This is a genomic window from Pseudomonas sp. NFR09 (assembly GCF_900111535.1).
Taxonomy (GTDB): Bacteria; Pseudomonadota; Gammaproteobacteria; order Pseudomonadales; family Pseudomonadaceae; genus Aquipseudomonas; species Aquipseudomonas extremorientalis.
In genome coordinates this window covers 335795-362739 of the sequence record NZ_FOIH01000007.1, presented here as the reverse complement: position 1 = coordinate 362739, position 26945 = coordinate 335795, and the positions used below count along the sequence as shown (strand labels likewise).

General features: G+C 60.8%; 21 protein-coding genes, 4 tRNA genes and 3 pseudogenes. 18 read left to right on the top strand and 10 right to left on the bottom strand.

What is annotated here, in order from left to right; translation table 11 throughout:
* Positions 1-313, top strand: a pseudogene (locus BMX59_RS18075) (IS4 family transposase); the annotation flags it as partial.
* Positions 314-358: 45 nt separating this feature from the next.
* On the opposite strand, the gene folD reads toward BMX59_RS18075, so the two are convergent.
* Positions 359-1213 carry a bifunctional methylenetetrahydrofolate dehydrogenase/methenyltetrahydrofolate cyclohydrolase FolD gene (gene folD, locus BMX59_RS18070; RefSeq protein ID WP_071492047.1) on the bottom strand — a complete coding sequence of 285 codons (855 nt, stop codon included), beginning with the start codon at positions 1211-1213 and terminating at the stop codon, positions 359-361.
* Between the two features lie 279 nt (positions 1214-1492).
* Here folD and BMX59_RS18065 point away from each other — a divergent pair.
* The 10 genes from BMX59_RS18065 to BMX59_RS18020 all read left to right on the top strand — a co-directional run bounded on the left by BMX59_RS18065 (position 1493) and on the right by BMX59_RS18020 (position 10901).
* Positions 1493-1569: transfer RNA gene (locus tag BMX59_RS18065), tRNA-Arg, on the top strand.
* Positions 1570-1601: 32 nt separating this feature from the next.
* A tRNA-His gene (locus BMX59_RS18060) sits at positions 1602-1677 on the top strand.
* A 56-nt stretch (positions 1678-1733) separates the two neighbouring features.
* Positions 1734-1818, top strand: a tRNA-Leu gene (locus tag BMX59_RS18055).
* Positions 1819-1895: 77 nt separating this feature from the next.
* Positions 1896-1971 (top strand) — tRNA-His (locus BMX59_RS18050).
* A gap of 400 nt (positions 1972-2371) precedes the next feature.
* The gene (gene tig / locus BMX59_RS18045; RefSeq protein ID WP_093124173.1) at positions 2372-3682 is read left to right on the top strand and encodes a trigger factor; all 1311 of its coding nucleotides are present in this window, start codon (positions 2372-2374) and stop codon (positions 3680-3682) included.
* Positions 3683-3773: 91 nt separating this feature from the next.
* Positions 3774-4409 carry an ATP-dependent Clp endopeptidase proteolytic subunit ClpP gene (gene clpP / locus BMX59_RS18040; RefSeq protein ID WP_092244767.1) on the top strand — a complete coding sequence of 212 codons (636 nt, stop codon included), beginning with the start codon at positions 3774-3776 and terminating at the stop codon, positions 4407-4409.
* Between the two features lie 112 nt (positions 4410-4521).
* Entirely contained in the window at positions 4522-5805 is a 1284-nt protein-coding gene (clpX, locus tag BMX59_RS18035) for an ATP-dependent Clp protease ATP-binding subunit ClpX (RefSeq protein WP_003238279.1), read from the top strand.
* Between the two features lie 173 nt (positions 5806-5978).
* Complete coding sequence (gene lon, locus BMX59_RS18030) at positions 5979-8375, top strand: endopeptidase La (protein WP_071492029.1); 2397 nt, start codon at positions 5979-5981, stop codon at positions 8373-8375.
* Between the two features lie 148 nt (positions 8376-8523).
* On the top strand, positions 8524-8796 hold the full coding sequence (locus BMX59_RS18025; protein WP_093124168.1) for an HU family DNA-binding protein: 273 nt from the start codon (positions 8524-8526) through the stop codon (positions 8794-8796).
* 230 nt (positions 8797-9026) lie between these two features.
* Positions 9027-10901: a SurA N-terminal domain-containing protein gene (locus tag BMX59_RS18020; RefSeq protein WP_093124165.1), complete on the top strand. Its 1875-nt coding sequence runs from the start codon at positions 9027-9029 to the stop codon at positions 10899-10901.
* Positions 10902-10949: 48 nt separating this feature from the next.
* On the opposite strand, the gene BMX59_RS18015 is transcribed toward BMX59_RS18020, so the two are convergent.
* Entirely contained in the window at positions 10950-11387 is a 438-nt protein-coding gene (locus BMX59_RS18015) for a helix-turn-helix domain-containing protein (RefSeq protein ID WP_092244776.1), read from the bottom strand.
* Positions 11388-11466: 79 nt separating this feature from the next.
* On the opposite strand from BMX59_RS18015, the gene BMX59_RS18010 reads away from it, so the two are divergent.
* Positions 11467-11964 carry a DUF2938 domain-containing protein gene (locus tag BMX59_RS18010; RefSeq protein WP_093124161.1) on the top strand — a complete coding sequence of 166 codons (498 nt, stop codon included), beginning with the start codon at positions 11467-11469 and terminating at the stop codon, positions 11962-11964.
* Positions 11965-11968: 4 nt separating this feature from the next.
* On the opposite strand, the pseudogene BMX59_RS18005 reads toward BMX59_RS18010, so the two are convergent.
* A pseudogene (locus BMX59_RS18005) lies at positions 11969-12205 on the bottom strand (MFS transporter); the annotation flags it as partial.
* On the opposite strand from BMX59_RS18005, the pseudogene BMX59_RS18000 reads away from it, so the two are divergent.
* Positions 12197-12487, top strand: a pseudogene (locus tag BMX59_RS18000) (LysR substrate-binding domain-containing protein); the annotation flags it as partial. The pseudogenes BMX59_RS18005 and BMX59_RS18000 overlap by 9 nt on opposite strands.
* An 89-nt stretch (positions 12488-12576) precedes the next feature.
* Positions 12577-13350, top strand: coding sequence for a DUF2242 domain-containing protein (locus tag BMX59_RS17995; RefSeq protein ID WP_093124153.1), 774 nt, complete (start codon positions 12577-12579; stop codon positions 13348-13350).
* A 1-nt stretch (position 13351) separates the two neighbouring features.
* Here BMX59_RS17995 and aceE read toward each other — a convergent pair whose 3' ends face one another.
* Positions 13352-16012, bottom strand: coding sequence for a pyruvate dehydrogenase (acetyl-transferring), homodimeric type (gene aceE / locus BMX59_RS17990; protein ID WP_093124148.1), 2661 nt, complete (start codon positions 16010-16012; stop codon positions 13352-13354).
* 146 nt (positions 16013-16158) lie between these two features.
* Between aceE and BMX59_RS17985 the strand changes: the two genes are divergently transcribed.
* Positions 16159-16629, top strand: a complete 471-nt coding sequence (locus BMX59_RS17985; RefSeq protein WP_071492022.1) for a MarR family winged helix-turn-helix transcriptional regulator — start codon at positions 16159-16161, stop codon at positions 16627-16629.
* A gap of 23 nt (positions 16630-16652) precedes the next feature.
* On the opposite strand, the gene BMX59_RS17980 is transcribed toward BMX59_RS17985, so the two are convergent.
* The 3 genes from BMX59_RS17980 to BMX59_RS17970 form a co-directional block, all read right to left on the bottom strand.
* Positions 16653-17663 carry a transketolase-like TK C-terminal-containing protein gene (locus BMX59_RS17980; RefSeq protein WP_092245518.1) on the bottom strand — a complete coding sequence of 337 codons (1011 nt, stop codon included), beginning with the start codon at positions 17661-17663 and terminating at the stop codon, positions 16653-16655.
* A 333-nt stretch (positions 17664-17996) separates the two neighbouring features.
* A complete protein-coding gene (locus BMX59_RS17975; RefSeq protein WP_092244794.1) occupies positions 17997-19025 on the bottom strand; it encodes an AraC family transcriptional regulator in 1029 nt (342 codons plus the stop codon).
* A complete protein-coding gene (locus BMX59_RS17970) occupies positions 19022-20152 on the bottom strand; it encodes a carbon-nitrogen hydrolase family protein (protein WP_093124140.1) in 1131 nt (376 codons plus the stop codon). The genes BMX59_RS17975 and BMX59_RS17970 overlap by 4 nt, the downstream gene beginning before the upstream one ends.
* A gap of 212 nt (positions 20153-20364) precedes the next feature.
* On the opposite strand from BMX59_RS17970, the gene BMX59_RS17965 reads away from it, so the two are divergent.
* Together BMX59_RS17965 and BMX59_RS17960 are read left to right on the top strand one after the other, a co-directional pair.
* Positions 20365-22404: an NADPH-dependent 2,4-dienoyl-CoA reductase gene (locus tag BMX59_RS17965; protein WP_093124137.1), complete on the top strand. Its 2040-nt coding sequence runs from the start codon at positions 20365-20367 to the stop codon at positions 22402-22404.
* A gap of 57 nt (positions 22405-22461) precedes the next feature.
* Positions 22462-23346 carry a 1-aminocyclopropane-1-carboxylate deaminase/D-cysteine desulfhydrase gene (locus BMX59_RS17960; RefSeq protein WP_093124132.1) on the top strand — a complete coding sequence of 295 codons (885 nt, stop codon included), beginning with the start codon at positions 22462-22464 and terminating at the stop codon, positions 23344-23346.
* Here BMX59_RS17960 and BMX59_RS17955 read toward each other — a convergent pair.
* The 3 genes from BMX59_RS17955 to BMX59_RS17945 all read right to left on the bottom strand — a co-directional run bounded on the left by BMX59_RS17955 (position 23336) and on the right by BMX59_RS17945 (position 25953).
* Complete coding sequence (locus tag BMX59_RS17955; protein ID WP_071492016.1) at positions 23336-23893, bottom strand: cytochrome b; 558 nt, start codon at positions 23891-23893, stop codon at positions 23336-23338. The genes BMX59_RS17960 and BMX59_RS17955 overlap by 11 nt on opposite strands.
* 114 nt (positions 23894-24007) lie before the next feature.
* A complete protein-coding gene (gene phnX, locus BMX59_RS17950; protein WP_093124127.1) occupies positions 24008-24835 on the bottom strand; it encodes a phosphonoacetaldehyde hydrolase in 828 nt (275 codons plus the stop codon).
* Entirely contained in the window at positions 24832-25953 is a 1122-nt protein-coding gene (locus BMX59_RS17945) for a 2-aminoethylphosphonate--pyruvate transaminase (protein WP_093124122.1), read from the bottom strand. Before BMX59_RS17945 ends, phnX begins: the two co-directional genes overlap by 4 nt.
* A gap of 110 nt (positions 25954-26063) precedes the next feature.
* On the opposite strand from BMX59_RS17945, the gene BMX59_RS17940 reads away from it, so the two are divergent.
* Positions 26064-26921 (top strand): LysR substrate-binding domain-containing protein, encoded by an 858-nt coding sequence (locus BMX59_RS17940; RefSeq protein WP_092244811.1) that lies wholly within the window; start codon positions 26064-26066, stop codon positions 26919-26921.
* Positions 26922-26945: the final 24 nt, after the last annotated feature.

Genomic DNA, 26945 nt, shown 5'->3' with positions numbered 1-26945 from the left:
GATTTATCAGGAGGTCTGGGGGCTTTTGCTGGCTTACAACATTATTCGTCGGGAGGCCAGCCAGGCCGCTGTAGCATTCGGCCGCGCACCTTCAGATATACGGTTCAAGCCAGCCTGCCAGTACATAGCGGTACAGTTGATCGTGATGGCAGCAGCGAACCCGGTATCAGCAACAGGAAGGAGGCTAAGCGAGCTGAGGGGAGGAGTAGGAGGAATGTTTCTGGATCACCGCCCAAGGCCAGGAAGGCCAAGGACGGTGAAGATTTCCAAAACCCGGTACCCAGTGGACCGTAAGGCTGCTCCGCTTAAGTGAACAGCATTATGCGATAAAGCAGGGCTTTTTCAGTACACCCGGTTATTAAGCGTGCAGGGTCTCTGCGGCGTACAGGGTGTTTTCCAGCAGGCAGGCGCGCGTCATCGGGCCGACACCGCCGGGTACCGGGGTGATCCAGCCGGCGCGGGGCAGGGCGGTTTCGTACACCACGTCGCCGACCAGCTTGCCGTCTTCCTGGCGGTTGATGCCCACGTCGATGACGATGGCGCCTTCCTTGATCCACTCACCCTTGACCAGGCCCGGCTTGCCGGCGGCAACCACCACCAGGTCGGCGCGGCCGACGTGGCCGGCGAGGTCCTTGGTGAAGCGGTGGGTAACGGTCACGGTGCAGCCGGCCAGCAGCAGTTCCATGGCCATCGGGCGACCGACGATGTTGGACGCGCCAACGACCACGGCGTCGAGGCCGTACAGGTCGACACCGGTGCTTTCCAGCAGGGTCATGATGCCCTTCGGCGTGCACGGGCGCAGCAGCGGGATACGCTGGGCCAGGCGACCGACGTTATAAGGGTGGAAACCGTCGACGTCTTTGTCCGGACGAATGCGCTCCAGCAATTTGGAGGCGTCCAAGTGCTCGGGCAATGGCAGTTGAAGCAGGATGCCATCAATCTTCGGGTCGTCGTTGAGGCCGTCGATCAGGTCGGTAAGGGCCTGCTGGGTGGTCTCGGAAGGCAAGTCGTAGGCCTTGGAAATAAAGCCGACCTCTTCACAGTCTTTACGCTTGTGCGAGACATAAACCTGAGAGGCAGGATCGCTGCCGACCAGGATCACCGCGAGGCCAGGCGTGCGCAGGCCTTGCTGGCTGCGCTCGGTGACTCGTTTGGCGATCTGCTGGCGCAGGCTGGCGGCGATTGATTTGCCGTCGATAAGTTGTGCAGTCATTACGCGTGATTAACCATCGAGAGGGGGAAGAAAAGTGCGCGCATTCTCGCATGCCAAGGCGTGAGGGCAAAGGCGCTTGATCTGCAAATTGCCCTAACCCCTTAAATAAAATGAATTTTTTTCAAAAAAGATTTGACGGGTTTCGAGGGCGTCTATACTATTCGTCGCACTTGTCGGGCACAGCCTAGCACTGGTTAAGAAGGCCGAGCAGAATAGCGTGTTGTTCTGCAAGGCTGGAAGCACTTAGTTTGTAATCCTCCAAGAGTACAGATTAATAAGGCGCCCGTAGCTCAGCTGGATAGAGCATCCGCCTTCTAAGCGGATGGTCGCAGGTTCGAGTCCTGCCGGGTGCGCCATTAGGCAGCTTTGGCACAAGTAGCGTCAGATGGTGGGCGTAGCTCAGTTGGTAGAGCACGGGATTGTGACTCCCGTTGTCGAGGGTTCGATCCCCTTCGTCCACCCCATATTTTGAAAGGCGCCAGATTAATCGTCTGGCGCCTTTGCTTTAAGAGCTTCAAGCGCGGATGTGGTGGAATTGGTAGACACACTGGATTTAGGTTCCAGCGCCGCGAGGCGTAAGAGTTCGAGTCTCTTCATCCGCACCAAATAAAGCCTGGCCTTGTTGAGAAACGGGGTAGGGCTAGACAAAGAAGTGGTTTGGTTTCTTTGTTAACGCAATATGGTGGGCGTAGCTCAGTTGGTAGAGCACGGGATTGTGACTCCCGTTGTCGAGGGTTCGATCCCCTTCGTCCACCCCATATTCGAAAGGCGCCAGATTTAACAGTCTGGCGCCTTTTTTGGTTTCAGCGGTTCGACTATTCGGCGGCAGCACGTAGTGGGCCGCAACGGCAGGGCGTTTCGTCGTATTTATGTATCTCGATGATGCCGCGCTGCCTGTCAGCCCTGTTTGAAGGGTTGGCCGTCAGGGAGATGGATGACGACTTCTTCTATATATAGAAGGGGCGGCGCAGAGCCCTGGCGTGATGGGTTGTATTTGTCACCGGGGCGAGGTGCATCAGTGCCTTCGTACCGATAAATTGCCGGCTGTTTTCGGGCGTATTTGCAGTAGGGTGACTTCTTGAGTTTGACCCACTAGAATGCATGCCCTTGATTGGGGTCGGAAATGGCCGGCTAACGTCTGTGCAACGAGGAATATCCATGCAAGTTTCTGTTGAAAATACTACTGCTATCGAGCGTCGCCTGAGCATCACCGTGCCGGCTGAGCGTCTCGAGACTGCGGTCAACAAGCGTCTGCAGCAGACTGCCCAGAAGGCCAAGATCGCTGGTTTCCGTCCAGGCAAAGTGCCAATGAGCGAAATCAAGCGCCGTTTTGGTGCCGATGCGCGCCAGGAAGCTGTGGGCGACGTGATCCAGGCTTCTTTCTACGAAGCGGTCGTTGAACACAAGCTGAACCCGGCGGGTTCGCCGTCGATCGAGCCTAAGTCCCTGGAAGCAGGCAAGGACCTGGAATACGTTGCCGTATTCGAAGTGTTCCCTGAGTTTGAAGTGGCCGGTTTCGACGGTATCGCCATCGAGCGCCTGAGCGCCGAAGTGGCTGACTCGGACCTGGACAACATGCTGGAAATCCTGCGCAAGCAGAACACCCGTTTCGAAGTGGCCGACCGTGCTGCCCAGAACGAAGACCAGTTGAACATCGATTTCGTTGGCAAGGTTGACGGCGAAGTGTTCGCTGGCGGCTCCGCCAAGGGCACTCAGCTGGTGCTGGGTTCCAACCGCATGATCCCGGGTTTCGAAGACGGCCTGGTTGGCGCCAAAGCCGGCGAAGAACGCGTTCTGAACCTGACCTTCCCTGCTGACTACCAGAACCTGGACCTGGCTGGCAAAGCCGCCGAGTTCACCGTGACTGTCAACAGCGTTTCCGAGCCTAAGCTGCCAGAGCTGAACGAAGAATTCTTCGCGCAATTCGGTATCAAGGAAACCGGTATCGAAGGTTTCCGCGCCGAAGTTCGCAAGAACATGGAGCGCGAGCTGCGCCAGGCCATCAAGTCCAAGGTCAAGAACCAGGTCATGGACGGTCTGCTGGCTGCCAACCCGATCGAAGTGCCCAAGGCCCTGCTGTCCAACGAAGTAGATCGCCTGCGCGTTCAAGCTGTCCAGCAGTTTGGTGGCAACATCAAGCCTGACCAGCTGCCGGCCGAGCTGTTCGAAGAGCAAGCCAAGCGTCGCGTCGTGCTGGGCCTGATCGTGGCTGAAGTGGTCAAGCAGTTCGACCTCAAGCCGGACGAAGACCGCGTTCGCGAAATGATCCAGGAAATGGCTTCGGCCTACCAGGAGCCTGAGCAGGTCGTGGCTTGGTACTACAAGAACGATCAGCAACTGAACGAAGTGCGTTCGGTTGTGCTGGAAGAACAAGTTGTGGATACTGTTCTGCAGAAGGCTAAGGTGACCGATAAAGCGGTCTCTTACGAAGAAGCAGTCAAACCGGCGGAAGCAGCACAAGCCGACTGATTGTCCAACTCGTTGGAAATTCAACCATAAGCCAGCCTCGCGCTGGCTTATGCGTTTTCAAGACATGACTATTTGGGAGTAACTGCAGAGCATGTTCCGTAATTCCTATATTCAGCAGAACTCTGATATCCAGGCCGCTGGCGGCCTGGTCCCGATGGTTGTCGAGCAGTCCGCTCGTGGCGAACGCGCCTACGACATCTACTCGCGCCTGCTCAAGGAGCGAGTGATCTTTCTGGTGGGCCCCGTAGAGGACTACATGGCCAACCTGATCTGTGCGCAGCTGCTGTTCCTTGAAGCGGAAAACCCGGACAAGGACATCCATCTCTACATCAACTCCCCAGGCGGTTCGGTAACGGCGGGCATGTCGATCTACGACACCATGCAGTTCATCAAGCCGAACGTGTCGACCACCTGCATCGGCCAGGCCTGCAGCATGGGCGCGTTCCTGCTGACTGCCGGTGCCGAGGGCAAGCGCTTCTGCCTCCCCAACTCGCGCGTGATGATTCACCAGCCACTGGGCGGTTTCCAGGGCCAGGCGTCGGACATCGAAATCCACGCCAAGGAAATCCTGTTTATCCGCGAGCGCCTCAACACGCTGATGGCCAAGCACAGCGGGCGCACCCTGGAAGAAATCGAGCGCGATACCAACCGCGACAACTTCATGAGTGCCGAAGCGGCGCAGGCATATGGCCTGATCGACGCAGTGATCACCCAGCGTCCCGCTTAATATACGCCGCTCAAAATAGGGCTGGTCGGCATGTCCGACCACTGGCGGGCTTGAAAAAGCCCGCATAAGCCTTCATCTTGTGTTGCAAGCCTATCGGATTTGGATCGAACGAATGACTGACACCCGCAACGGCGAGGACAACGGCAAGCTGCTCTATTGCTCCTTCTGTGGCAAAAGCCAGCATGAAGTACGCAAATTGATTGCCGGCCCCTCGGTGTTTATCTGCGACGAATGCGTCGACCTGTGCAATGACATCATCCGTGAGGAGGTGCAGGAAGCCCAGGCCGAGAGCAGCGCGCATAAATTGCCTTCGCCTAAAGAAATCAGCGGCATCCTTGACCAGTATGTGATTGGTCAAGAGCGTGCAAAGAAGGTTCTGGCCGTAGCGGTATACAACCACTACAAGCGCTTGAACCAGCGTGACAAGAAAGGCGACGAAGTTGAACTCGGCAAGAGCAATATCTTGCTGATCGGTCCTACAGGCTCGGGTAAAACCCTGCTTGCAGAAACCCTCGCTCGCCTGCTGAACGTTCCGTTCACCATCGCCGACGCCACCACCCTTACCGAGGCTGGCTACGTGGGTGAAGATGTCGAGAACATCATTCAGAAACTGCTGCAGAAGTGCGACTACGACGTAGAGAAGGCCCAGATGGGTATTGTCTACATCGACGAAATCGACAAGATCTCGCGCAAGTCGGACAACCCGTCGATCACCCGGGACGTTTCCGGTGAAGGCGTGCAGCAGGCACTGTTGAAACTGATCGAAGGCACGGTCGCTTCCGTACCGCCACAAGGCGGCCGCAAGCACCCGCAGCAGGAATTCCTTCAGGTTGATACGCGCAACATCCTGTTCATCTGTGGCGGTGCGTTCTCCGGCCTGGAAAAAGTCATCCAGCAGCGTTCCACCCGTGGTGGCATTGGTTTCAGTGCAGAAGTGCGCAGCAAGGAAGAAGGCAAGAAGGTGGGCGAGTCCCTGCGTGAAGTCGAACCTGACGATCTGGTCAAGTTCGGTCTGATCCCTGAATTCGTTGGTCGTCTGCCGGTCCTGGCCACGTTGGACGAGTTGGATGAGGCTGCTTTGATTCAGATCCTCACCGAGCCGAAGAACGCCCTGACCAAGCAATACGCCAAGTTGTTCGAGATGGAAGGTGTAGACCTCGAGTTCCGTACCGACGCACTCAAATCAGTGGCCAAGCGGGCACTGGAGCGCAAGACCGGTGCACGTGGCCTGCGTTCGATTCTCGAAGGCGTGTTGCTCGACACCATGTACGAAATCCCCTCGCAGTCCGAGGTGAGTAAAGTGGTGATCGATGAAAGCGTTATAGAAGGCAAGTCCAAGCCACTGTATATCTACGAAAACAGTGAGCCGACTGCCAAGGCTGCGCCAGACGCGTAAGCGTTTCGCAGTGTCTGTATAAGCAAGGGGCCTCCAGGGGCCCCTTTGTTTTTACGGCGCTTTTTACGCAGGAGCGTTTACTGCGTTAACTGCTGGCAATAAGCTTGTTTTTTTTGCATGCAGACCCCATCTTGGTTTCAAGCTTACTTTTCAATTGTCATAGAGGCGAAATCATGAAGACAACCATCGAATTGCCTCTCCTGCCGTTGCGTGATGTCGTCGTCTATCCGCACATGGTTATCCCGCTGTTCGTGGGGCGCGAGAAGTCTATCGAAGCCCTCGAGGCCGCGATGACGGGCGACAAGCAGATCCTGCTGTTGGCCCAGAGAAATCCTGCCGATGATGATCCAGGCGAAGATGCCCTGTATCGCGTCGGTACCATTGCCACCGTGCTGCAACTGCTCAAGCTGCCCGATGGCACCGTCAAGGTGCTGGTGGAAGGCGAGCAGCGTGGCGCGGTGGAACGCTTCATGGAGGTGGATGGCCACCTGCGCGCCGAAGTGGCGCTGATCGACGAAGTCGAGGCCCCTGAGCGCGAGTCCGAAGTGTTTGTACGCAGCCTGCTCTCGCAGTTCGAGCAGTATGTGCAGTTGGGCAAGAAGGTCCCGGCTGAAGTCCTGTCCTCCCTCAACAGCATCGATGAGCCGAGCCGCCTGGTCGACACCATGGCCGCGCACATGGCGCTGAAGATCGAGCAGAAGCAGGACATCCTCGAAATCATCGACTTGCCGGCACGTGTAGAACATGTATTGGCACTGCTGGATGCCGAAATCGACCTGTTGCAGGTTGAGAAGCGCATTCGTGGTCGCGTGAAGAAGCAAATGGAGCGCAGTCAGCGCGAGTACTACTTGAATGAGCAGATGAAGGCCATTCAGAAGGAGCTTGGCGACAGCGAGGAGGGCCACAACGAGATCGAGGAGCTGAAAAAGCGCATCGATGCCGCCGGCCTGCCGAAAGACGCCCTGACCAAAGCCACCGCCGAGCTGAACAAGCTCAAGCAGATGTCGCCGATGTCGGCCGAAGCCACCGTGGTGCGGTCCTACATCGACTGGCTGGTGCAGGTGCCGTGGAAGGCTCAGACCAAGGTACGCCTGGACCTCGCTCGTGCCGAAGACATTCTCGACGCCGATCACTATGGCCTGGAAGAAGTCAAGGAACGCATCCTCGAATACCTCGCTGTGCAAAAACGCGTGAAGAAGATTCGTGGCCCGGTGTTGTGCCTGGTTGGTCCGCCGGGTGTGGGTAAAACCTCCCTGGCCGAGTCGATTGCCAACGCTACCAACCGTAAGTTCGTGCGCATGGCCCTTGGTGGTGTACGGGATGAAGCGGAAATCCGTGGTCATCGCCGCACATACATCGGTTCGATGCCAGGAAGATTGATTCAAAAGATGACAAAGGTGGGTGTGCGCAACCCGCTGTTCCTGCTCGATGAAATCGACAAAATGGGCAGTGACATGCGAGGCGATCCGGCATCGGCGTTGCTGGAAGTGCTCGACCCCGAGCAGAACCACAATTTCAACGACCATTACCTGGAAGTCGACTACGACCTCTCCGATGTGATGTTCCTGTGCACCTCCAACTCCATGAACATCCCGCCAGCGCTGCTGGACCGGATGGAGGTGATTCGTCTGCCGGGTTACACCGAAGACGAAAAGATCAACATCGCCGTCAAATACCTCGCGCCCAAGCAGACGTCGGCCAATGGCCTGAAGAAAGGCGAGATCGAATTCGAGGTCGAGGCGATCCGCGACATCGTGCGCTACTACACCCGCGAGGCCGGTGTACGGGGCCTTGAGCGCCAGATTGCGAAGATCTGCCGCAAGGCGGTCAAAGAGCACGCACTGGAAAAACGCTTCTCGGTGAAGGTCACGGCCGACTCCCTGGAGCACTTCCTGGGCGTGCGCAAATTCCGCTACGGCCTGGCCGAACAGCAGGATCAGGTCGGCCAGGTGACTGGCCTGGCGTGGACCCAGGTGGGCGGCGAGTTGCTGACCATCGAAGCCGCAGTGATTCCAGGCAAAGGCCAGTTGATCAAGACCGGATCCCTCGGTGACGTGATGGTCGAGTCCATCACTGCCGCGCAGACCGTGGTGCGCAGCCGCGCCAGGAGCCTGGGGATCCCCCTGGACTTCCACGAGAAGCACGACACGCACATCCACATGCCGGAAGGGGCGACCCCCAAGGACGGCCCTAGCGCTGGTGTAGGCATGTGCACGGCCCTGGTATCGGCGTTGACCGGCATTCCGGTACGCGCCGATGTCGCCATGACCGGTGAAATCACCCTGCGTGGCCAGGTATTGGCTATCGGTGGCCTGAAAGAGAAATTGCTGGCTGCACACCGGGGCGGTATCAAGACCGTGATCATTCCTGAAGAGAATGTTCGCGACTTGAAGGAAATTCCTGACAATATCAAGCAGGATCTTCAGATTAAACCGGTTAAATGGATTGACGAGGTCCTGCAAATTGCGCTGCAATACGCGCCGGAGCCCTTGCCGGATGTGGCTCCGGAGATAGTTGCAAAGGACGAAAAACGCGAGTCTGATTCCAAGGAAAGAATTAGCACGCATTAATGTGTTAAAGCCTGGGGGCTTCCTTGACAGCTTTTTAGAGCCCTTGTTATAAAGCGGCTCTTAAGTGTCTGTAGGCCATTCAGCACTGGTTTTTGCTTTCACCAAAAAACTTAGAATCATACTCAATAGATATATAAGGGGACTTAGAGTGAACAAGTCGGAACTGATTGATGCTATCGCTGCATCCGCTGATATCCCGAAAGCTGCTGCTGGCCGTGCGCTGGATGCAGTAATCGAATCCGTCACTGGCGCTCTGAAGGCCGGCGACTCCGTGGTACTGGTAGGCTTCGGTACGTTCTCTGTGACTCACCGCCCAGCTCGCACTGGCCGTAACCCACAGACTGGCGACCCACTGCAAATCGCTGCCGCCAAGAAACCAGGTTTCAAAGCCGGTAAAGCCCTGAAAGAAGCCGTTAACTAAGCTTCGACCAAGCCTTTACCTACCCGGGTCGGACGCAGGTTCGACCTGGCAGCGGAGCGGCCAGCAGACCCAGGTATTCATCGGGTCGCCAAGCCGGGGGAGAACGAAAACCCCCGTCCGCTCCGCCAGTTGCGAGAAGGCGCATCCTTGGATGCGCCTTTCTTATATCCGTACTCTACCCACGCTCCACGGTTGCCTATTCTTGAAGTTCAACCGTTTCTGGGGGACGCATGCTGCAAAATATCAGGGACAATTCACAAGGCTGGATTGCCAAGACCATTATCGGGATCATCGTCGCGTTGATGGCGTTCACCGGTATCGAGGCCATTTTCCAGGCTTCGGGTAACAACAAGCAGGACGTGGCCAAGGTCAACGGTGAAGAAATCACCCAGACCGAACTGAGCCAGGCCGTCGACATGCAACGCCGCCAGCTGATGCAACAGCTGGGCAAGGATTTCGATGCTTCGCTGCTGGACGAAAAACTGCTGCGCGACGCGGCCCTCAAGGGCCTGATCGATCGCAAGCTGCTGCTGCAAGGCGCCGCCGACTCCAAGTTTGGCTTCTCCGAAGCTGCACTGGACCAGGTGATCCTGCAGACGCCGGAATTCCAGGTGGACGGCAAGTTCAGCCCTGACCGCTTTGACCAGGTCATTCGCCAACTGGGCTACACCCGTATGCAGTTCCGTCAGATGCTGACCCAGGAAATGCTGATCGGCCAGGTTCGCGCAGGCATCGCCGGCAGCGGTTTTGTGACCGACGCGGAAGTCCTGGCATTCGCCCGCCTGGAAAAGCAGACCCGCGATTTCGCCACCGTCAACATCAAGGCCAACCCTGCCGCGGTGAAACTCACCGACGACGAGGTCAAGGCTTACTACGACCAGCATGCCAAAGAGTTCATGACCCCTGATCAAGTGGTCATCGACTATCTGGAACTGAAGAAGTCTTCCTTCTTCGACCAGGTCACCGTGAAGGACGATGAGTTGCAGGCCGCCTATCAGAAAGAAATCGCCAACCTCGCTGAGCAGCGTCGTGCCGCGCACATTCTGATTGAAGTCAACGACAAGACCACCGACGCGCAAGCCAAGGCCAAGATCGAAGAAATCCAGGCACGCCTGGCCAAGGGTGAGAAGTTCGAAGCCCTGGCCAAGGAGTTCTCCCAGGATCCAGGCTCGGCCAGCAACGGCGGTGACCTGGGCTTTGCCGGCCCTGGCGTCTACGACCCGGACTTCGAAACCGCCTTGTACGCGTTGAACAAGGACCAGGTATCGGCACCGGTGCGCAGCAGCTTCGGTTGGCACCTGATCAAGCTGCTCGGCGTTGAAGCACCGCAAGTGCCGACCTTTGCCAGCCTGAAAGACAAGCTGACCAAAGAGCTCAAGACCCAGCAGGTCGAGCAGCGTTATGTCGAAGCGACCAAACAATTGGAAGATGCGGCATTCGAAGCCTCCGACCTGGCCCAGCCGGCGTCCGACCTGAAACTGACTGTACACACCTCCGCGCCGTTTGGCCGTGAAGGAGGCGAAGGTGTTGCGGCCAACCGGGCCGTGGTCACCGCTGCATTCAGCCCGGAAGTGCTGGATGAGGGTGCCAACAGCAGCGCTATCGAGCTGGACCCGGAAACCATCATCGTGCTGCGTGCCAAAGAGCACCTGAAGCCTTCGCAACTGCCGCTGGAAAGCGTCGCAGCGGCGATCCGCACCCAGATGGCCAAGGAACGCGCCAGCGCGGCTGCCAAGACTCACGCTGACGAGCTGATCGCCAGCCTGCGTGATGGCAAGACCCCGCTGAACCAGCCGGTCGACGGCCAGGCCTGGAAGGTCACTGAAGCCGCTACCCGTAGCCAGGAAGCGATCGACCCTGCCGTGCTGCAAGCCCTGTTCCGCATGCCCAAGCCTGCGGCCAAGGACAAGCCGACCTTCACCACCGTGACCCTGGCGGATGGTAGCCTGGTCATCGTGCGCCTGAACGGCGTCAACGAAGCCGCTGCGCCAACGGACGAAGAAAAGGCGCAATACCGCCGCTTCCTCGCTTCCCGTGTCGGTCAGCAGGACTTCGCGGCCTACCGCAAGCAGTTGGAAACCAAGGCTGACATCAAGAAGTTCTGATGTCGGTTTGACTCAAAAGCCCCCGGCCTGAAAAGACCGGGGGCTTTTTTATGGGCGCTGGAGTGGACTGCCCGATGGGGTACGCGCCGTTCTGCTCCTTTTCAGCGTGCCTGCCGCGACCTTGAGCAAGCGCTGGAAATTCGGGCATTGCCCATGGTCAGGTGCCGGGCAGTCCGCCGCATGCCGCAAGCCCTGACTCATCGCTTTCAGGCGCTTGATGGTCGCGTCGATGCTGTCGGCCTTGTCCAGCAACAGCTGTCTGTCCACCTGCAATACGCCCTCGAAGGGCAGCATGCTGCGGATTTCATCCAGCGACAGGCCGCCGGCTTGTCCGAGGGCGATCAGCGCCAATTGATCGAGCACGGCGGGCCTGAAGTGGCGCCGTTCCCCTGGGGCACTGGTCGCGGTGATCAACCCGGCCTTCTCGTAAAACCGCACGGTGGAGGAGGGCAGCCCCGTACGCCGGGCCACTTCCGAGATATCCATGATGCCTCCCTTGACTTGAAGTTGACTTCAACTTCTATCCTGCCTGTGAACGAGGGGCTCATCAATCGGAGGGCAGGTCATGTTGTCGATGGAAGAAGGTGTAAGGCTGGTATTGATCGGGATCGGGGCGACTGTCGTGATGGATGTGTGGTCGATGATTCTCAAAGGCTTGGGCATTACAACGCTCGATTACTCGATGGTGGGCCGCTGGGCCGGCCACCTGCGTCACGGCACGCTTGCCCATGCCAGTATCGGCAAGGCCTCGCCGGTACGCGGCGAATCGGCGCTGGGCTGGGCGATTCACTATGCCGTGGGTATCGCCTTTGCGGCGCTGTTGGTGAGTATCTACGGCGTGCAATGGCTGCATGATCCCCAATGGTTGCCTGCGTTGATGGTGGGCACGCTGACGGTGGTGATCCCTTACTTCGTGATGCAGCCCGCGATGGGCGCGGGTGTGGCGGCGTCTCGCACACCAACACCTTGGAGAAATCGCCTGCGCAGTGTGCTGTCCCATGGCGTGTTTGGTGCCGGTCTGTATCTTTCGGCCGTGGCGCTCAGCCAGGTAGGGTCTTATTGATTCTTCAACTGCGGGCGCCTCTCGACGCCCCGGCCAATGCCCACAGCATCAGCAACACCACCGCCCAGGGAAATGCGGCGACGCCCCAGCCCTGGAGCAGCACCCCGCCCGCGAGGCCGCCGCCAGCGATGCCCAGGTTCCACACGGTCACCAGCATCGATTGCGCGGCGTCCGCCGACTCACCTGCCGATTTGGCCAGTGCGGTTTGCAGCAATGCGGGCAACCCGCCGAACGCCACGCCCCCGGCGCGTCGGAGCCGGTCCTGCGCACTCCGTTGGTCAGTACCACCATCGAGTCCCTCAAGCATGTGGTGCTCGACGGGTTGGGGATCGCCTGCCTGCCGGACTACATGGTCGAACAGGCCGTGCAGGAGGGGCGCCTGCAAAGGGTGCTGGATGATTTTCTGGAACACCGAGGCAGTTTCTGGATGTTATGGCCATCAAGTCGCCATGCTTCGGTCAAATTGCGCGTGTTTATTGATCATATATGTGCAGGTCTTTTTCCTACGGGCGGCGTAAGGTAAGGCTGTGACGTTTTACCGACAGGAATGCGCGCGCCAAGGCCTCGTTCTGTTGCACAATACCGCCCGGACCGTTTTCCTCAGGATTTTCAATGTCGACATCATTTCACTTGCGTAGCCTCGGGCTGGCGCTGGTGCTGGCGGGCGCCGCGGGCTGCTCGTCACCCAAGACCGCCATTTATGAACATGAGAATTTCGACGACTCCGGTACGTTTTCCCGCGATTACCCGGTCACCGATGTGGCGGCGTGCGAAGCGGCGCGACGTGCCTTGCTGAGCCAGGGCTATATCATCACCAGCAGCGATCCGAAACTGGTGGTGGGTAACAAGAGCTTCCAGCAGACCGGCGAGACCCACCTGCAGATCAGCTTCAACGTGGTGTGTGCCGACGATGGCAAAGGTACCAATCACTCGACCATGTTCGCCAACGCCTTGCAGGACCGTTACGCGCTGAAGAAGGTCAACAACTCCGCGAGCCTGGGCGTGGGCGTGCTGGGTTCGGTGTCGATGCCGATCGGTTCCACCGATGACTCGATGGTGAAGGTGGCGAGCGAGACCGTTTCGGCACCGAAATTCTACGAGCGCTATTTTGCGCTGGTGGACGTGTTCTTGCCTCAGGAAGTAAAAAAGGCCGCGCATATCCCCGAGCAGCCGAAAGCCGAGCTGGGTGTGCCGGAACCTAAAACCGTACCGGCAGCAGAGAAAACCGAACCGCCGAAGGAGGAGCCTGCCGTTTCCCAGCCCGTCACGCCGCCTGCCGAGGCCGCGCCGATTGCGCCGCAGGCGGAACCCGCGCCGGCTACCAGTAACCCGGACCTGCCGGCACCGACAGAAGCGATTCCGCCCCTGCCGACACCGGCGCAGTAATTCAGACCGCCACGGGGTTGACCTTGTCGACGTTGATCCCGTAGCGGCTGATGGCTTCACTGACTTTTTCACGACCGATAACGCCGTCATCCGCCAACGCCTTCAAGGCTGTCAGCGCGATGAAATACCGGTCCACTTCGAAGAACGCGCGCAGGGTTTCACGGGTATCCGATTGCCCGAAGCCGTCCGTGCCCAGGGCCACAAAGCGTCGGCCGTGGACAAAGGGGCGGATCTGATCGGCGAACAGCTTCATGTAGTCCGTCGCCACCACCACCGGCCCGTTCTGCCCGGCCAGGCATTGCTCCACATAACTTACCCGTGGCTCGCTCTGCGGGTGCAGCAGGTTCCAGCGTTCGGCTGCATGCCCGTCGCGGCGCAATTCGGTGAGGCTGGTGGCGCTCCACACAGTGCTGTGCACGCCGAAGTCCTGCTCAAGCAGCTCGGCCGCCGCGATCACTTCGCGCAGGATTGAGCCACTGCCCATCAGTTGCACCCGGGCCTGCTCGCTGGTCTTGAGCGGGTACATGCCCTTCAGAATCCCGTCTTCCACCCCTTCGGGCATCGCCGGGTGCGGGTAATTCTCGTTGAGCAGGGTGATGTAGTAGTAGATGTCCTCCTGTTCCACGTACATCCGCCGCATGCCTTCGCGAATGATCACCGCCAGCTCGTAGGCAAATGTCGGGTCGTAGGACACGCAGCACGGAATCACCGACGACAGGATATGGCTGTGTCCATCGTCATGCTGCAAGCCTTCGCCCATCAGCGTGGTGCGGCCGGCCGTGGCCCCCAGCAAAAAACCGCGTGCCCGTGCATCGCCGGCCGCCCAGGCCAGGTCGCCGACCCGCTGGAAGCCGAACATCGAATAGAAGATATAGAACGGCACCGTCATCAAGCCGTGGTTGCTGTACGACGTACTGGCCGCGATCCACGAGGAAATGGCGCCCGACTCATTCAGGCCTTCCTGCAGGATCTGTCCGTCCTTGCTTTCCTTGTAGTAGCTCAGTTGCCCTGCGTCCTGCGGGGTGTAGAGCTGGCCTACGGCGGAGTGGATGCCAATCTGACGGAACAGGCTTTCCATGCCAAAGGTGCGCGACTCGTCCGGCACGATAGGCACGATCAGTTTGCCCAGGTGCGGGTCCTTGAGCAGGGTGCCGAGGATGCGCACAAAGGCCATGGTGGTGGAGATCGCCCGTTCGCCGGTGTCCTTGAGCTGGGTGGAAAAGGCGGCGAGTTCGGGGATCTGCAAGGGTTCGACCGCACTGTGGCGTGCCGGTACATAGCCGCCCAGGGCCTGGCGGCGGGCCGCGAAGTAACGGGCTTCTTCGCTGTCGGCGGCGGGCTTGAGGTAGGGAATGTCGGCGAGTTGCTCGTCCGCGACTTCCAGGCCAAAACGATCGCGGAAGGCTCTTACCGCGTCTGCGCCCATCTTCTTCAATTGATGGTTGATGTTCTGGCCTTCGCCGGCTTCACCCATGCCGAAACCCTTGACGGTTTTCGCCAGGATCACCGTAGGCTGGCCGCTATGGCGCACAGCGGCGGCGTAGGCGTTGTAGACCTTGTCCGGGTCATGCCCGCCCCGTGAGAGCTTCCAGATTTCGTCGTCGGACATGTCCGCAACCAATGCCAGCAACTCCGGGTATTTGCCGAAGAAATGTTCGCGCACATAAGCGCCGTTCTGCGACTTGTAGTTCTGATAGTCGCCGTCCACGCATTCCATCATGCGTTGGCGCAGCAGGCCGCTGTGGTCTTTGTCCAGCAGGGCGTCCCAACCACCGCCCCAGATCACTTTGATCACGTTCCAACCGGCGGCGCGATACAGGCTTTCGAACTCCTGGATCACCTTGGCATTGCCGCGCACCGGGCCGTCCAGGCGTTGCAGGTTGCAATTGACCACAAAGATCAGGTTGTCGAGTTTCTCGCGCCCGGCCAGGGAGATGGCGGCCAGGGATTCCGGCTGGTCCATTTCGCCATCACCGAGGAAGGCCCAGACCTTGCGCCCCTGGTGGGGTTTGAGGTCGCGCAGTTCCAGGTAGCGCATGAAGCGCGCCTGGTAAGCGGCAGTGATCGGGCCAAGGCCCATGGACACGGTGGGGAATTGCCAGAAGTCCGGCATCAGCCGTGGGTGCGGGTAGGACGAAATACCCTCGCCACCGGCCTCACGGCGAAAGTTGTCGAGTTGCGCTTCGCTGATGCGGCCCTCCAGGTAGGCGCGGCCATAAATGCCGGGGGAGGAGTGGCCCTGGATGTACACCAGGTCGCCGTCAAAGTGCTCGGTACGGCCACGAAAGAAGTGGTCGAAGCCTACGTCGTAGAGCACGGCGGCTGACGCATAGGTTGCGATATGCCCACCCACCCCTGAGTGCTTGCCTGCACGCAACACCATTGCCATGGCATTCCAGCGGATAAACGCATTGATACGGCGTTCGATGGCCAGGTTGCCGGGGTAGGGCAACTGACGGTCCACCGGGAGGGTATTGACGTACGGCGTGGTCACCCGCCCGTAGAAGTCGCCATGCCGCGCCACGTCGAAATCCAGCAACTTATCGATCAGGTAGTGCGCGCGGGGCCGGCCTTCAGTGGACAACACCGATTCGATGGACTCCAGCCACTCGCGGGTTTCCTGTGGGTCGTCGTCGCGTCTGACAGCGTTGTTCGGGGTCATGTGAGGCTCCAGGGTAGGCAGGTTTGAAGTGACGGGCTCCTTGTGGGAGTGTCGGTAAATGTAATTGCAATTGCAACTACATGACCGAATCTAGCGCGGGATGAGCTACTATTGCAACCTTCTTGAAATTCCCCGGATGGTGTTGCATGTCGTCGAAAGAGCCGGATGTATGGTTCCGTTTTGTCAGGGCCCACAGGACGGTCATCCGTGAAATCGAGCGTCGCCTGGCTGAGGCGGACCTGCCGCCGTACGCCTGGTACGACGCGCTATGGGGGCTGGAAAGCGGCCCCGACGGCACCCGCCGCATGCACGAATTGGCCGACGTGCTGGCCATCGAACGCTACAACCTCACGCGGCTGGTCGACCGCCTGGAAAAGGACGGTCTGGTGGTACGTTCCCGCTCCGACGGTGATGGCCGCGCGGCGTTTGCCTCGATCACCGAGGCCGGTCGGGTGCTGCGTAAAAAGATGTGGAAGATCTACGAAAGCACGGTGGATGAGTTGTTTCTGTCGCAGATTGAGCCCGAGCAGCGCCAGGGCTTCGCCGACGCGTTGGAGCGCACCGCCGGGCTGGCGATGGAGGCGGGCGTGCAGACCCGCAGTCGCCGCAAAATCTGAAACCCTGCGGCGCTGCCTTGCCGTCACTCGCATTCCACTGCATAGCGCTTCATCGCGTCCTGCACTTGCCGTGTGTCGATCCGCCCTTCATCCGCCAATGCCCTGAGCGCCGATACCACGATCCAATATCGACTCGGCGCCGCCGCCTGTACCGACCCCGCGCCCAGCGCCACAAAGCGTGCATCCACGTGCGCCCCCAACTGATCGACAATCGCCTGCGGATACCCGGTCACCGCAATTACCGGCGCAGCGCTCCCCGCCAGGCAATCACGCAAATGGCAACCGCGCTTGGTCAGTCTTGGGTGCAGGCGATTCCAGCGTTCAGCGGCCGCTGCCTCGCGGGCCAGTCGTGTGTAGCTGGGGCAGCTCCATGGCTGCGCGCTGATGTTCCAGTGCTGTTTGAGCAAGCGCCTGGCGTGCACCACCTCGTCAAGCGCGCGGCCTGCGCCGAGCAATCGCACATCGACGGGGCTGTTGCGCTGGAGTGGGTACATGCCCTTGAGCGCGGCCTCTCGGTCCTGCTCGCCCAACGGCGCTGCACTGTCCTGATCGTGCAACGCGAGGTAATAGAAACCGGGCTCGCCCTCGACATACAGGCTTCGCAACGCCGCGAGCACAATCGCGCGGGCTTCTTCCCCCGAGGCCGGGTCATACGGGGTACAGCGCGGATGAGTGGCCAGCCACAACGGCAAGGACGGCTGCGCACCTTTGGGCCACCGGGAGGGCTGGTTTTCAATGTCGTTGCACAGGATGCCGCGCTGCCGGGTAACGTTCGATAGCGCGCTCAACTGTGCCGCCGAGTGCGCGCTGTGCAGGTACAGCAAGGGTTTTTCCACGGCGTTGCGGGCGAACCAGGCGGGCCAGTTACCCACGCGTCGGGAGTGCGACTGGCCGTGGATCACCCAGGCCTGGCGGCTGGATTCGAGGGTGCTGGCCATGCTGATCACGGTGTGCAACGGTGACCGGCTGGCGGGGGTGGCAGTGCTCAAGGCGTCGATACAGAGCTGCGCGGCGTGTGCGGTAGCGGCGGTCATGGAGAGGGTCACCTGGCGACGAATGCCCATACCCTAATGGAAATTCGCATTTAATTGCAATTGCAATGATTGCAATAGTGCCTCATTCCTCGGGTGCTAAATCCCTGCAGCGCTGCTACGTTTAATCCTTGAGTGCAGGAACGTCATGACGTCGACATTTTTTCGTCATCACGGCACTTTAGGCTGGTGATGCAGGTCATTTATCTGCAACCCCTGTTAACGCAAGAAGGAGTCCGCCATGGACGATTACCAGGAAGAACTGCTTGAGTACCACGCGATTGAGTTGGACCCGCTGGAACCGGCAGACGATGCAACAGAGCTGTAATAAAGACTTCAGGCGGAATGCCGCTGACTGCGGCGAAATTCCCCTGGGGTCTGGTTGTTCCACCGCCTGAAGGCCCGTTGAAATGCCTGGGCCGAGGCAAAGCCGAGCAAGTAGGCGATCTCGCCGAACGCCAGTTCCGTGTCGCGGATGTAGGTCATGGCCAGGTCACGACGGGTGTCGTTGAGAATCGCGCGAAACTGAGTGCCTTCATCGGCCAGTTTGCGGCGCAGCGTCCAGGTCGGCAGCTTCAAGCGTGCCGCCACTTCTTCCAGGTCGGGTTCCCGGCCGCCATTGAGCATCGGCCCGAGCAAACGGGTAATGCGCTCGCGCAGGCTGCGGGTGCGGGTGAGTTGCTCCAACTCTCGCTCACACAGCTGCAACAACAGGTTCCAGGTACTGGGGCAGTGCTGCGGGTTGCGCAGGGCCAGGGTGTGCTGGCTGAGGCGCAGTTGATTGGCGTCGGCACCGAAGTGAACGTCTCCCAGCGCGTCGTAGCGTTCGCTGTACTCCGGCGCCTCGAACTCGATGTCGATACGCTGCGCCTGCACCGGTTGCCGGGCCAGGCTCGACAACTGATGCAGCCAGCCGGCGATGATCGAGTCCACCACGAAGCGGTTGTAGGCGTTGTAGGGGCTGATGGAGTAGAAGCGCAACCAGGCGCCCTCGGCATCCTCGACGAAGCTCGACTGCCCGCGATAGTTGGAGCCGTACAGCGCCTCGAAACGCGTTAATGCGCGCGCCGCCTCGCGCACGTTGGGCGCCTGGTCGGCGGTGACGCCGGCGAGCCCCGCCTGGCTCAAGCGGCTGAGCTGGCCCATGCGCAGGCCCAGGCCCGGGTCGCCGGTGAGCTGGATGGCGGCGTGGCCCAGGCGCATGTAACGCGGGATCGACAAGCGTGCACCGGCTTCGGCGAGGCGCGCCGAGTCGAGTCCGTATTGCAGTAGCAGCGGCTGCGGGTCCAGGCCGTGGCTGCTGATGGCATCGGCCAGGCTGTGCACGAAGCCCACCGACAGGTCCCCCAGCCGTACCGGTTTCACAGCCAGATATTCAACAAGCGCGCGCCACGGGCCTCGCCATCGGCGCTGATTTGCCCGTTGCTGCTGAGAAAACTGTGCCCGGCGGTGCCCAGGTCCCAGAACTGCCCGCGCAGGAACACGCTCATGCCGGCGCTGGCCTGGCTGATCGGTTGCTGGCTGATCAGCGTAAGACGGCGCCAGGCTTCGCCTTCACTGAGTTCTTCGGGCTTGAGGCTGATTTCGGTCGGGGTGGACACGCTTTTGAAGCCGCGCCACGGACGGTCCCAGGTATCGCGACCCAGCACAAAGGCTGGCACCGCGATCAACTGCGCGCCTTGTTCGTTGAGCTTGCGGTAGTTGTCCGGGTACCAGCTGTCGCTGCCGACCAGCACCCCCAGGCGCCCGGCCGGAGTGTCGACCACGCTGACGATGTTTTCATCGCCAGGCTTGATGAAGCCGCGCTCATCGTAGATCGGGTAGAGCTGGCGCTGCGGATCGCCGATCGGCAAGCCGTCGGCGGCAAACACCACGCTGGCGTTATACAAGGCGCCATGGCCGACCTGCAGTTGACCCTGGCTCACGCTCGGGTTCGGCAGGGTGATGGAGCCGGCCACCAACGTAACGCCGAACTCCTTGGCCAGGCCGCCGAACAACAGCTGATAGTCCCGTGCCATGCCCGAGGCTTTCATACGCAGGTAGGCGTCGTCGGTGCGGTTGTCGCCGGTGGCGCTGATCCAGGCGCGGGCGAACAGCAGCGGGTTGCTGACCGACAGCCAGTTCATCGCATCTTTCACATGGAGCGCCTGGTACACCTCGTTTTTTTCGCCGGTGAGCATCAGCCAGGTGCCGATATGTTCGGGCAGCACCACGATGGTCTTGTCATTGATCAGCCCCTGGTCCCGGGCTTTTTGCAAGTACGCCGCGAGCTTCAGGTGCAGGCGTTCCAGGCTCTGGTAGTCGGCGGGGAACAGTTCCGGCTGGATGCCCAGCAGGTTGCCACGGTCGGCAGGCAGGCCTTCGTTGACGGCGAGGGTGATCCGCAGGTCCGACAGGTAATGCGCCACGGGGCGTTCCTGGGTCCAGACCAGATAGGCGGCGATGGCGGCAACCAGCGCCAGGGAGACGGTAAGAGCAAGAAGTTTACGCATGGGGGAACAGACAACAGACCGTGTGCAGGGTTCGCCGACTAGGGTAGGGCCCATGGGCGGGCTTGCCAAGGGGCGCTGTGCATTTGGATCAATAACTTGTCAGTTTCAGTCATTGAGCCGTCATCCACCGCCTCTTAGTCTGTGGGACATAAACCGATGGCGGGTCGCACGAGCCCGTCACACCCCGTGATGATCCGTTGTGGAGCTTGACCATGACCGCTGCTGCCTACCCGCATCTGCTGGCCCCGTTGGACCTGGGTTTTACCACTTTGCGCAACCGTACCCTGATGGGTTCGATGCACACTGGTCTTGAAGAGAAACCCGGCGGGTTCGAACGCATGGCTGCCTATTTTGCCGAGCGCGCCCGGGGCGGCGTGGGCCTGATGGTCACCGGCGGCATTGGCCCGAATGATGAGGGCGGGGTGTACGCCGGCGCAGCCAAGCTGACCACCGAGGAAGAAGCACAAAAACACAAGATCGTGACCCAGGCGGTGCACGCGGCGGGTGGCAAGATCTGCATGCAGATCCTCCACGCCGGCCGATATGCCTACAGCCCCAAACAGGTCGCGCCGAGTGCGATCCAGGCGCCGATCAACCCGTTCAAGCCCAAGGAGCTGGACGAAGAGGGCATCGAGAAGCAGATCCAGGATTTCGTCACCTGCTCGCTGCTGGCCCAGGTCGCCGAGTACGATGGGGTGGAAATCATGGGCTCCGAAGGCTACTTCATTAACCAGTTCCTCGCGGCCCACACCAACCACCGCACCGACCGCTGGGGTGGCAGCTACGAAAACCGCATGCGCCTGGCAGTGGAAATCGTGCGTCGTGTGCGTGAAGCCGTGGGTCCGAATTTCATCATCATCTTCCGCCTGTCGATGCTCGACCTGGTGGAAGGCGGCAGCACCTGGGAAGAAATCGTGCAGTTGGCCAAGGCCATCGAGGGCGCCGGTGCGACGATCATCAACACCGGTATCGGCTGGCACGAAGCGCGCATCCCGACCATCGCCACCAAGGTGCCGCGTGGCGCGTTCAGCAAAGTCACCGCCAAGCTGCGCGGGGCGGTGCAGATTCCGTTGATCACCACCAACCGTATCAACACCCCGGAAATCGCCGAGCAGATCCTGGCCGAAGGCGATGCCGACATGGTCTCCATGGCACGCCCGTTCCTGGCCGACCCGGAGTTCGTCAACAAGGCCGCCGCCGGCCGCGCCGATGAGATCAATACCTGCATCGGCTGCAACCAGGCGTGCCTGGACCACACCTTTGGCGGCAAGCTGACCACTTGCCTGGTCAACCCACGGGCGTGCTACGAAACCGAGCTCAACTATTTGCCCGTCCAGCAGGTCAAGAAGATCGCCGTGGTCGGTGCCGGTCCTGCCGGCCTGGCCGCTGCGACGGTGGCCGCCGAGCGTGGCCACCACGTGACCTTGTTCGATTCCGCCAGCGAGATCGGCGGCCAGTTCAACATCGCCAAGCGGGTGCCGGGCAAAGAGGAGTTCTTCGAAACCCTGCGCTATTTCAAGCGCAAATTGCAGACCACCCATGTGGAGCTGTGCCTCAACACCCGCGTGGACGTGGCGCAACTGGCGGCGGGCGGCTATGACGAGATCATCCTGGCGACCGGTATCGCGCCACGCACCCCGGCGATCCCGGGGATCGACAACGCCAAGGTGCTGAGCTACCTGGATGTGATCCTGGAGCGCAAACCGGTCGGCAAGCGCGTGGCGGTGATCGGCGCGGGCGGTATCGGTTTCGACGTGTCTGAGTTCCTCGTGCATCAGGGCGTGTCCACCAGCCTGGACCGCGAAGCGTTCTGGAAGGAATGGGGCATCGACACCCAGTTGCAAGCCCGTGGTGGCGTGGCCGGGATCAAGCCGCAACCCCATGCCCCGGCGCGTGAAGTGTTCCTGCTGCAACGCAAGACCTCCAAGGTCGGCGACGGCCTGGGCAAGACCACCGGCTGGATCCACCGTACTGGTTTGAAGAACAAGCAGGTGCAGATGCTCAACAGTGTCGAGTACCTGAAGATCGACGATGCCGGCCTGCACATCCGCATTGGCGCCGAGGGCGAACCCCAGGTGCTGGCGGTGGACAACATCGTCATTTGCGCCGGCCAGGACCCGTTGCGCGAATTGCAGGACGGCCTGGTCGCCGCCGGCCAGAACGTACACCTGGTCGGCGGCGCCGATGTGGCGGCCGAGCTGGACGCCAAGCGCGCCATCAACCAGGGCTCGCGCCTCGCGGCCGAGCTATAAGACCCGGTGCGGGGCGGTGGTAGACTACCGCCCCGTTTTTCATGCAGATCCCGCCCGATGGGTCCCTTCGATTGGCTTCCCCACGCACCGCTTGAACCGCTGTATCTGGATTGGCTCAGAGGTGTCGAGCTGGCCGTGCTGCGCCTGGATCGCATCGACCCGCTGATCAGCGGCAATAAGTGGTTCAAGCTCACCGGGCATCTGGCGCAGGCGCGGGCCGCTCGTGGCCTGATCAGCCTGGGCGGGGCTTACTCCAACCATCTGCATGCCTTGGCTGCCGCCGGCAAGCGCTTCGGTTTCCCTACCGTCGGCCTGCTGCGTGGGCACCCGCAAGACACGGCCACCGTCCTCGACTTGAAAGCTTTTGGCATGCAGTTGCATTGGCTGGGTTATGGCGGTTATCGCGCGCGGCATGAACCGGGTTTCTGGTTGCCGTGGCGTGAGCAATATCCCCACCTGCACCCCGTGCCCGAGGGCGGCGGTGGCCGTGCGGGCGCCCTGGGTTGCGCGGTGCTGGTCGAGCAGGTGCGTGTGCAGTTGCACAGCGTGGGCTGGACGGATTACGACGCCTGGTGGCTGGCCGCAGGCACCGGCACCACCCTGGCCGGCCTGGCGCTGGCAGAGGCGGGCGCGCACCCGGTGTACGGCGCCATGGCGGTGCCGGACGATCATGGTGTGGCGCAGAACGTCGAGGCCATCGTGCAGGGCGGCTATGAACTGCTGGACGCCAGCCGAGGTGGCTTCGCCAAAGTCGACGCCGAGCTGCTCGACTTCATCGAGACCACGCAACAAGCCTGCGGCGTGCCCCTGGAACCGCTCTACACCGGCAAGGCGTTACTGGCCTTGAAGGTGCAAATCGAAGCCGGACGCTTCGCACCCGGCACTCGTCTGGTCTTCGTCCACACCGGCGGCCTCCAGGGCCGGCGCGGCTTCAAGGGTTAGCGCGCTTGCCCGGCATCATCCGCAACGCGGTGTTATCCCGCAGGATGTAGTGGTGAGCGATCCCGGCCAATGCATGCAGGCCGATCAACCAGTAACCGATCTTGCCGAACAGCACATGCCAGCCTTCAATCTGCTTGGCCAGCGCCTTGTTTTCCGCGATCAGCGGCGGCAATTCAATGCCATAGAACATCACTGAATGCCCCTCGGCACTGACAATCAGCCAGCCGGCGATCGGCATGCCGATCATCAATGCGTACAGGGCAAAGTGCATCAGGGTTGCCAGCAGGCTCTGCCACGGCGGCGGCGCCGGTACGATCTTTGGCGCTACCCCCAGGCTGCGCGCGAACAGGCGCAGCCACACCAGCACAAACACGGTAAGGCCGAACATGAAGTGCATCTCGACGATCAACGTTCGTGCACCGCTGCCTTTGGGAAACTGTCCGCGTAACTCAATGCAGGCGTAGACCACCGCCAGTAGCACCACCATCAACCAGTGCAACGCAATCGACATGGTGCTGTAGCGTGTATCGGAGTTTTTCCACGGCATCGCTGGGTTCCTCACTCATCAGGGCATACCTCCATTCTTTGGCGATGGAGTCCTTTAACTGTATGCCGGTTTTGAGCGGATTGCCTGGGGTAAGTGCCGTGATGTTGACCTCTATCAGTCGCTCTGCGGCATTTCCCCACGGGCCAGGCGCGCATTGATGGCGGTGATGACAGAAGGCAAGTCGTTGATGGTGTCGATCAAGTAATGCGGACGTGAGCCTTCGAACATCGCTTCGATGCGCTTGCGCTCGCTGGCCAGAGTCGCGGCATCCAGGGCAAGGAACTGTTCGTAGGTCAAACCCAGTGCATTGCCGGAGCAGGTCAGGGCCACGGTCCACATGCCGGCGCGCCGCCCTTCGAGGATGCCCGGCACGGTGTCGTCGACCTTCACGCATGCCGCCACATCGTCAATGCCCAGGGCGATGACGTTGGCCAGCGCCTGGGCCGGCCATGGGCGACCGTTGGGCACTTCGTCGGTGGCGACCACATGGTCGGCGATATAGCCGTTGGTGGCGGCCAGGGCGACCACCTTGTCCATCACTTGCTTGGGGTAGCCGGAGCAGGAACCGATCTTGATGCCTTGCACCCGCAGCCGGGCGAGGGTGTCGAGGGCGCCGGGAATCAGCGCCGAGTGCTCGGCGATCTTCTCGATCTGCAACGGCATGAAGCGTTGATAGATGGCCGTCACGTCATCGTCGGTGGGCGTGCGACCGAAGGCCTTGCGGTAGCGCTCGGCGACGTGCGGCTGATCGCACAAGGCACGGATGTGATCCCACTTGCCCATGCCCATCGGGCCACGGGCTTCTTCGATGGAGACTTGCACGTCGAATTCGGCGAAGGCTTCGACAAAGATCTGCGTGGGGGCGAAGGAGCCGAAGTCGACCACGGTGCCGGCCCAATCGAGGATCACGGCTTGCAGGGCGTTGGGGTTCTGGTAGTTCATGCGTGTGCTCCAATCGATGAGAGGGTGAGACCCATGGCCTGCAATCCGTCGGCGATGGCGGTGACGGCGGCGTGCATGTCGTTGGCATCGACATGGCCGATGCAGCCCACGCGGAAGGTTTCCACCTGGGTCAGTTTGCCCGGATACAAGATGAACCCCCTGGCCTTGACCCGTTCGTAGAAATCCCTGAACTGGTAGCGCGGGTCCTGGGGCGCGTGGAAGGTGACGATGATCGGCGCCTGGATGGCGGCCGGCAGGAAACTGCGCAGGCCCAGTTCGGCCATGCCGTCCAGCAGTGCCTTGCAGTTATGGGCGTAGCGTTGATGACGTGCGGGCAGGCCGCCTTCCTCGGCGTATTGCAGCAGCGCTTCATGCAGGGCCGCCACCACGTGGGTCGGTGGGGTGAAGCGCCATTGGCCGGTCCTGGCCATGTAGCTGTGCTGGTCGAACAGGTCCATTGCCAGGGAGTGGCAGTTGCCTTCGGCGGCGCTCAACGCCTGTTTGTCGACGAAGACAAAACCCATGCCCGGCACGCCTTCCAGGCACTTGCCGGAGGCGGCGATCAGGGCGTCGAATGGCACCGTGCGGGCATCGATGGGCAACGCGCCGAAGGAACTCATGGCATCGACGATCAGGCGCTTGCCGTGGTGTTTCACCACCTGGGCGATCTCGGCCAATGGGTTGAGAATACCGGTGCTGGTTTCGCAGTGGATCAGCGCGACATGGGTAATGGCCTTGTCGGCGTGCAGCAGGCGGCTCACATCGGCGGCGGTGGTGGGTTGGTCCTCGGCGGTTTCGAAGGTGCTGAAATCGCGGCCCAGTATTTCGCAGATTTTCGCCAGGCGCTTGCCGTAGGCGCCGTTGATCAGCACCAGCACCTCGCCGTTGCGCGGGACCAGGGTGCCGATGGCCGCTTCGACGGCGAAGGTGCCGCTGCCTTGCAAAGGCACGCAATGGTGGCTGGCGGCGCCGTCGATGATTGCCAGCAACTGTTCGCAGACGCTGGCGGTAAGCTGGTTGAAGCGCTCGTCCCATGAACCCCAATCCACCAGCATGGCCTGGCGGGTGCGGTTCGAGGTGGTCAGGGGACCTGGGGTCAGCAGGATGGGCGTCGTCATTACAAATCCTCGCGAAGCATCGGTTGAATCTACGGCGCCTAAATTGCAGTTTGGCTTGTCATCAATCAAATTGTTTGTTGTTATGCGAGCTATCAGTGAGGCCGATAGCCATGAACCTGTTCCAACTGCGTGCATTCGATGCCGTGGCCCGCGAGGGCAGTTTTACCCGTGCGGCGGCGCGGCTGTTCATCAGCCAGCCAGCGGTTACCGGGCATATCAAGGCCCTGGAGGAGCACTACCAGATCGCGTTGTTGCGCCGCACCGCCAGGCGGGTGGAACTGACCGAGGAAGGCACGCGGCTGGCGGCCATCACCCGGGCGATCTTCGGCCTGGTGGACGAAGCGCAGACCCTGCTGGAGGCCAATCGCCAATTGCTCACCGGACGCCTGGAAGTGGCGGCGGACGGTCCGCACCTGGTGATGCCGATGATCGCCAGCCTGCGTGCACGCTACCCGGGCATCACCGTGAACCTGCGCCTGGGCAATGCTCAGGAAACCCTGGCGGCGCTGTTGTCCGAGCATGCGGACGTGGCGGTGCTGACCGAGGTCGAGCCGCGCAATGGCCTGCACCTGCAGCCTTTGGCCGAATCGCGGATCTGCGCGCTGGTGCCGGTGGCGCATCCGTGGGCGAGGCAATCCGAGGGCGTTCACCTGGAGCAACTGCATGAGGTCATCATGGTGCTGCGCGAACCCGGCTCCATCACCCGGCGCACGTTTGACGGTGCTTGCCTGGCTGCCGGTGTACAACCCAAGGTGTTGCTGGAGCTGGACAGCCGCGAGGCGGTGACCGAAGCCGTGGCTGCCGAATTGGGGGTTGGGGTGGTGTCGTCGATGGAAGTCAGCCCCGACCCGCGCGTGCGCGCCGTGCCGATCCTGGGCGACGGCCTGGTGAACCGGCACCTGCTCGGTTGCATGGAACGGCGTCGCGCATTGCGCCTGATCCAGGCGTTTTTCGAGTTGGCGCCCTGACGGATTTTTGGTGGAACGATGTGT